This is a genomic window from Arsenophonus endosymbiont of Bemisia tabaci Q2 (assembly GCF_902713415.1).
GTDB lineage: Bacteria > Pseudomonadota > Gammaproteobacteria > Enterobacterales > Enterobacteriaceae > Arsenophonus.
In genome coordinates this window covers 1-7,150 of the sequence record NZ_CACTIE010000098.1, presented here as the reverse complement: position 1 = coordinate 7,150, position 7,150 = coordinate 1, and the positions used below count along the sequence as shown (strand labels likewise).

6 protein-coding genes and 3 pseudogenes are annotated in these 7,150 nt (G+C 35.2%); 3 read left to right on the top strand and 6 right to left on the bottom strand.

The annotated features are described in order from the left end of the window. Window positions 1-236: 236 nt before the first annotated feature. Window positions 237-374 carry a hypothetical protein gene (locus ARSQ2_RS05445; protein WP_181994629.1) on the bottom strand — a complete coding sequence of 46 codons (138 nt, stop codon included), beginning with the start codon at window positions 372-374 and terminating at the stop codon, window positions 237-239. 98 nt (window positions 375-472) lie between these two features. Here ARSQ2_RS05445 and pcnB point away from each other — a divergent pair. Continuing rightward, window positions 473-1,912: pseudogene (gene pcnB / locus ARSQ2_RS05435) on the top strand (polynucleotide adenylyltransferase PcnB). Window positions 1,913-1,914: 2 nt separating this feature from the next. Then, window positions 1,915-2,394, top strand: a complete 480-nt coding sequence (gene folK / locus ARSQ2_RS05430; RefSeq protein WP_181994628.1) for a 2-amino-4-hydroxy-6-hydroxymethyldihydropteridine diphosphokinase — start codon at window positions 1,915-1,917, stop codon at window positions 2,392-2,394. Window positions 2,395-3,226: 832 nt separating this feature from the next. Here the strand turns inward: folK and ARSQ2_RS05425 are convergent. Both ARSQ2_RS05425 and ARSQ2_RS05420 read right to left on the bottom strand, forming a co-directional pair. Further along, window positions 3,227-3,997 (bottom strand): ABC transporter permease, encoded by a 771-nt coding sequence (locus ARSQ2_RS05425; protein WP_181994627.1) that lies wholly within the window; start codon window positions 3,995-3,997, stop codon window positions 3,227-3,229. After that, complete coding sequence (locus tag ARSQ2_RS05420) at window positions 3,994-4,938, bottom strand: ABC transporter ATP-binding protein (protein ID WP_181994630.1); 945 nt, start codon at window positions 4,936-4,938, stop codon at window positions 3,994-3,996. Before ARSQ2_RS05420 ends, ARSQ2_RS05425 begins: the two co-directional genes overlap by 4 nt. Window positions 4,939-5,107: 169 nt before the next feature. On the opposite strand from ARSQ2_RS05420, the pseudogene can reads away from it, so the two are divergent. Further along, a pseudogene (can, locus tag ARSQ2_RS05415) lies at window positions 5,108-5,760 on the top strand (carbonate dehydratase). Window positions 5,761-5,818: 58 nt separating this feature from the next. On the opposite strand, the gene hpt reads toward can, so the two are convergent. The 3 genes and pseudogenes from hpt to ARSQ2_RS05400 form a co-directional block, all read right to left on the bottom strand. Beyond that, the gene (hpt, locus tag ARSQ2_RS05410; protein ID WP_181994626.1) at window positions 5,819-6,355 is read right to left on the bottom strand and encodes a hypoxanthine phosphoribosyltransferase; all 537 of its coding nucleotides are present in this window, start codon (window positions 6,353-6,355) and stop codon (window positions 5,819-5,821) included. 115 nt (window positions 6,356-6,470) lie between these two features. Further along, window positions 6,471-6,865: pseudogene (locus tag ARSQ2_RS05405) on the bottom strand (multicopper oxidase domain-containing protein); the annotation flags it as partial. A gap of 50 nt (window positions 6,866-6,915) precedes the next feature. After that, window positions 6,916-7,150, bottom strand: a 235-nt coding sequence (locus tag ARSQ2_RS05400) for a transposase (RefSeq protein WP_181994625.1), incomplete at its 5' end; no start/stop codon positions are given.

The following is a 7,150-nucleotide window of genomic DNA, read 5'->3' as shown; positions in this document are numbered from 1 at the left end:
CTATATCAGTAAATTTATATTGGATAAAAACATATATTTTGTAATCAAGATTAAGACGCTTAGCTATACTTAGGCATTCTCAAAAAAAATCTTATAAGATAGGATTAATTATTAGTATTTATTTTTTAACTAAAATCGCATTAGATATCGAGGTGTATTATTTTTACCCGGGTAGCCAATTTCTGTCGTAATTTATTGATACAAGAAGAAAAGAATAATCGAAGTAAACAGAAATCTTATGATAGTTCTGCGACTGACACTAGGTCCAAAACTAAGGTAAAAGCTTTATAGCTAACTGTCTTAATCTTGATTACAAAAATATATGTTTTTCTCCAATATAAATTTACTGATATAGAGTAATTACTTGTAATCATTTTAAAGTCGCCTAGCTATACTAACAAAAAGATATCGGAGTAAAAAAATCATTAAAAGTGCTCAATTAGCAGATAAACAGACGACACCCGATTCTGCTATAAATACTTCAATATCCATAGTTCGGTGCGATAAGCATCCTATTTCGCGAAGAGACATCAGTGACAATGCACTGAAAGTGCTTTATCGTCTAAATAATGCTGGCTATGAAGCCTATCTGGTCGGTGGTAGCGTCAGAGATTTACTATTAAAAACCTAAAGACTTCAACGTTACTACAAATGCAACACCTGAACAAATTCGCAAATTATTTCGTAATTGTCGTCTAGTCGGACGCCGTTTTCGTTTAGCGCATATCATGTTTGGTTATGAAATCATCGAAGTTGCTACTTTTCGTGGTTATCATGAGCAAACTGATACTAATAATAAGGATATGGCTCACCAGGCACAAAGTGTTATGTTACTGCGAGATATAGCTGGGCGACTTTAAAATGATTACAAGTAATTACTCTATATCATTAAATTTATATTGGAAAAAATATATATTTTGTAATCAAAATTAAGTCGCTTAATTATAATATTTTTGGTAACATTGAAGACGATGCCATTCGTCGCGACTTTACCATCAATAGTCTATATTACCGAATTAACGATTTTACCCTACGCGATTATGTTGGTGGATTTGAGGATCTAAAAAATGACACTATTCGCCTAATAGGTGATCCAAAAATCCGTTATCGAGAAGATCCCGTTAGGATGGGACGCGCTATTCGGTTTGCCTGGAAACTGAATATGCAAATTGATGTTCAAACTGCCAAGCCTATTCCACAACTGGCATTTTTATTAAAAGACATTCCATCTGCAGGTCTATTTGAAGAGTCGCTCAAATTACTTCAGACTGGTCAAGGTTATCAAACCTATCAACAATTAAGGCGTTATAGTCTCTTTCAATCATTGTTTCCGTTAGTTGAACGACACTTCACCGCCAATGATAATTCACCGATGGAACTTATCATTAATCAGGTTTTGCAAGATACTGATTATCGAATAAAAAATAATAAACGAGTTAATCCTGCATTCTTATTTGCTACCATGTTATGGTATCCACTGGTAAAACATGGCGAAAGGCTTTCTCAGGAAAGTGGCTTACCCTATTACGAAGCCTTTGCGATCGCAATGAATGATATCCTCGATGAACAATGCCGTTCTATCGCTATCCCTAAACGGCTTACTTCAAAAATGCGCGATATCTTGCAGCTACAATTGCGACTACCACGGCGCCAAGGGAAAAAAGCAGATAAGCTACTTGAACATCCAAAATTTCGCGCAGCGTTTGATCTCCTGGAGCTACGCGCCAACGTGAAACAACGACGTGAATTAGAAGAACTGGCTCATTGGTGGGCTGAGTTTCAACAAGCCAATAATAACCTACAGCATGAAATGATCTCAGAGCTAGGAAGTATCCCGACTCATCGTCGTAACTGGACAAGTCGTCGAAATCACACTAACCGTAAGCCAATAAAAAACAACAGAGTTAATTAAATATGCAACGTGTTTATATCGCCATTGGCAGCAATCTAGATGACCCCTTACAACAAGTACAAAGTGCCATTAGAGAATTGCAGCAATTACCGAATACCAAACCAATTGCCGTTTCTTCTTTCTATCGCTCTAAACCGATGGGGCCACAAGATCAGCCTGATTATCTCAATGCCGTTATCGCGTTAGATACTGAGTTATTGCCCGAAACCCTGCTTAAACATACTCAATCGATTGAATTAATGCATGCTAGAGTGCGTAAAGCCGATCGTTGGGGACCAAGAACTCTCGATTTGGATATTATGTTATATGGCCAACAGGTTATTCAGACAACGCATTTAACTATCCCTCATTATGGCCTTAAAGAACGAGAATTTGTGCTTTATCCCTTAGCAGAAATTGCCCCTCAGCTACGCATTCCGGATGATGAATTACTCAGTGATAGATTGCAGCAGGTTGCTAAAAATGAGCTGACTTTATGGTAACTTAGCTAATCATTCAATTGGCTATGGGCAAGCTATATATCGATCGTAATATTTAATAATAAAATTTCATTAATAATAAAATTGTTACCGTAAATTAAATACTGCATAACTTAAAAAATAAACTTCCATTTTAAAATGGAACACGATTAGTAGCCATAGGTAATAAAATATTAGTTGTTTAGAAATAATATTGTCAGAAAAAATAAATAGGTAACTAAAATGAGATTTATAGCTAGGCGACTTTAAAATGATTACAAGTAATTACTCTATATCAGTAAATTTATATTGGAGAAAAACATATATTTTTGTAATCAAAATTAAGACGCTTAGCTATAAATGAAAAAATTTTCAAAAAATGATTATTATCTGGTAACAGAAAAGGCATTAATGGTTGCGATTATACTATGCCGTTATTAAAAAAGAATTGGAGTTAACTTATGTTGGTGTAACAATTTTAAATACTCACCAGCTAACAGTAAAAAAATTAACAGCATAAAAATAAAAAACAGATAATTTTTAAAATAAAACCAATAATCGACGTTTATAAACGTTTTACAGTTAAAAAATTAAATTCAAATTATAATAAAAAACAAATTACTATAGAAAATAGATAAACTACTATAGGTTCCGACACCTTAAAATTAAACTGAATTTTTTATTATTTTTATTTACTCCTGCCACACGACTCACCATCATAAACTTTTACCATTATCTATAAAATTAACCAACATTATCAGAAAAAAACCATGAGAGCAACATAAAGATAATGCAGCGAAAGCGCTAAAAATAGCGAAATTCCTTATATATTTATGCCAGTATGCAGCACTAGTAATTACGTTTTTAATCCTTGTCCTTTTTCAATTAAGTACCAAGTTATGGCATATAAGATAACAATGAAAATCACTAATACGGATAAGGTAATAGATAATTTAACATCGCTAATGCCAAGAAATCCATAATGTAACCCGCTGATCATATAGACAATCGGATTAAGCTTAGATAGCATTTGCCAAAATTCAGGCAAAAGTGACAAAGAATAAAAAACACCGCCTAAATACGTTAATGGTGTTAAGACAAAGGTAGGAATAATACTAATATCATCGAATGTCTTGGCAAATATCGCGTTCACCAATCCAGCTAATGAGAATAAAATTGCTGTCATTAATACAGTAATAATTACTACCCACAATGAATAAATATGTAATGGGACAAAAAAGAGCGAAACCAGCGTGACAAAAAGACCAACCAATACCCCTCTAGCAACCCCACCGCCAACAAAACCAATTATCACAATATAGGTAGGAACTGGTGCAATCAGCAATTCTTCAATGCTTTTTTGGAACTTTGCACCAAAAAAAGAAGAGCAAACATTAGCATAAGCGTTAGTGATCACCGACATCATAATCAAGCCAGGAACAATAAACTGCATGTAATTCACGCCATTCATATTGCCAATTCTTGAACCAATTAAACTACCAAAGATAATAAAATAGAGTGACATAGTGATCACTGGTGGTAGTAAAGTTTGTACCCAAATACGCGCAAAACGTGTTATTTCTTTGATCCAGATGGTTTTCATCGCTACCCAGTAGAGCTGAGTCATCTATTTTCCCCTTGCTTTATCGATAGTGGATGCTGTTTATTGATTAAACCAACAAATAATTCCTCCAAACGATTTACCTTATTACGCATACTGGTTATCTGTATTCCTTGCTCAGAAAATTGGCTAAATAAACTATTCAGGCCTTGATCTCGAAATACATCGACTTCTAGTGTTGAAGTATCCACCAGCCTGAATTTATAACCATCTAATGTAGGAATAGCACTCTTTGGCGCCAAATCAAAAATAAACGTCTCTGACTCCAACTGATTGAGTAGTTTTTTCATACTGGTATTCTCAATCAATTCTCCATATTGAATAATACCAATATTACGACATAACATTTCCGCTTCTTCCAGATAATGGGTCGTTAAAATAATGGTGGTGCCTTGCGCATTTAAAGTCTTTAAAAAACTCCACATTGAACGGCGCAGCTCAATATCGACCCCTGCGGTTGGCTCATCCAAAATTAATAACTTTGGTTGATGCATTAATGCGCGAGCAATCATTAAACGCCGTTTCATGCCACCGGAGAGATCTTGCGCAGGCTCATTACGTTTATTCCACAAAGCCAGTTGAAAAAGATACATTTCTGCCCGAGACAAGGCTAAGGAACGCGGAACGCCATAATAACCTGCTTGATTCAGCACTATCTGTAATACCGTTTCAAACGGATTAAAATTAAACTCTTGTGGCACTAGTCCCAATTGACGCTTAACATTCACCACGTCTTTATCGAGATCATAACCAAAGACTCTCACTTTACCGCTCGTTTTATTGACTAATGAACTGATAATACCAATTGTCGTTGACTTACCCGCGCCATTAGGTCCTAATAAGGCATAAAAATCATCTACCTCAACTTGTAAATCAATACCAGTTAATGCTTTCACTCCACCAGGATAGGTTTTTGTAAGCTGAAGCAGTTCTAAAGCATAAGTCATAAAAAAACCTTTCTTATCTATTTTTATTTTATTCCATACATGATAATAAATCACACCATTAGCAATCTTTTTCAATTAAACTATAACTAACAGCTAGTAAATATTAAAAAATAAATTGATCTTGTATATGATTATTATCGCAGTTAAACATAACTAATCCATGTGAATTATGATGGAAAAAATTAAACAACTGTTTGAAAACAATCTACAGTGGTCAGAATCGGTAACTAAAGAAAATCCCTCTTTTTTAAAGAATTAGCAAAATTTCAAAATCCACATTTTCTGTGGATAGGCTGCTCTGACAGCCGAGTTCCGGCCGAAAAATTAATTAAAGCAGCACCAGGCGATCTATTTTTCCATCGCAATGTCGCTAATTTGGTGATACATACTGATTTAAATTGCCTATCTGTTATCCAATATGCTGTTGACGTACTAAAAGTTGAACACATTATCGTTTGTGGTCACTATGGTTGTGTTGGTATTGAAGCTGCAATTGATAATAGTGAACAGGGCCTAATTAATAACTGGCTACTGCATGTGCGTGATATCTTGTTTAAACATAGCTCAATTTTAGGTGAACTGGCTCCGCAAGAACGGGCAAATCGTTTATGTGAACTCAATGTCATCAAGCAAGTTTATAATCTTGATCATTCAACAATAATACAATCTGCCTGGCTACGCAACCAAAACGTCATCATTCATTGCTGGGTCTACGGTATAAATCATGGCAGACTCAATGATCTTAATGTGACGGCTAATAGCCTTGAACAACTTGAACTCACTTATCGACAAGCTATTGCTAAATTAAACAAGCAAAAATAAACACCGCAAAAAATCGAACCTTAGTTCGATTTTTTCAGTCAATAAATAACACTACTGTTTAATCGTCTAGTAAAATAACATGCCCGATATAAGGTAAATGTCGATATTGCTGCGCATAGTCGATACCATAACCAACAACAAATTCATCTTGAATAGCATAACCAGTCCATTCAACAGGAACCTCTGTTTCACGTCGAGAAGGTTTGTCTAATAACGTACAAATAGCGACAGATTTAGGACTACGTAATTCTAGAATTTCACGGACTTTTTTGAGTGTATTACCAGAATCAATAATATCTTCAACAATCAGAACATGCTTGCCGCGAATATCTTCATCCAGATCCTTAATAATTTTCACATCGCGAGTTGAAGTCATCCCATTGCCATAACTTGATACCGTCATAAAATCGACTTCATGCGGGATATCAATTTTACGACATAAATCAGCCATAAAAATAAAAGAGCCTTTCAAAAGACCAACCAACACCAACTCATCTTGCAATGATTTATAATGTTTAACAATCTCTTTTGCCATCTCATCAATACGTTGTTTAACATCCGCTTCTGAGATCATGACTTCTACAATTTGTTTCATAACTTTAGGCATTCATGGAAGTAAAAACCGTACATTCTAACATAAGGACAATAAAGATGCGATAAAATGCCCTTACTCAATATTGATTAACAACATAAATAAAATAGTTAATATCTTAGCTAACCGAGAAACTGACCATCATGCCGGTATCTTCATGCTCTAACAAATGACAATGTGCCATATAAGGATGTGCCTGGGTTGCTACATGATCAAATTTTATTAGCACCTCACTGATATCGCCATCAATTCGTACAGTATCTTTTTCCACCCTTGTCGGTGAGGAGCCACAGCTTGACCATTCTCGCTAAGGATCCGAAATTGGGTTCGATGAATATCAAAAGAATGTAAAATCATGTCACCACGACCGGAAATGACCCAGCGTTTATATTGACCTTTAACGACATTAAATTCCAATTCATGCTTTGAAAAAGGTCGGCCATTAATACTGTTGGGATGCTGAAAATCGAAGGGTTGATTCATGACTTTGCCTTGGTGATGACTATTATGCATAGGACGATCGCCGTTGCTATTCATCATATAGATAAGCGACTTAATTTTGATTATACCATATTGAGTACAAACAAAATATCTGTGTCGCATCCGAGCGCTCTTTTTTTGTATTTAGCTTGTGCCGATTTATGTTCAATTGGATTAAGATCTGGCGAATAGGTAGACAAATATTTCACCATATGCCCTGCATCGATGATGACTTGTTGAATACTCTGTTTCTTGTGAAAAGTTGCATTATCCATCATGATTACACTGTTTTTAGGAAGTACTGGGATAAGGACTTGG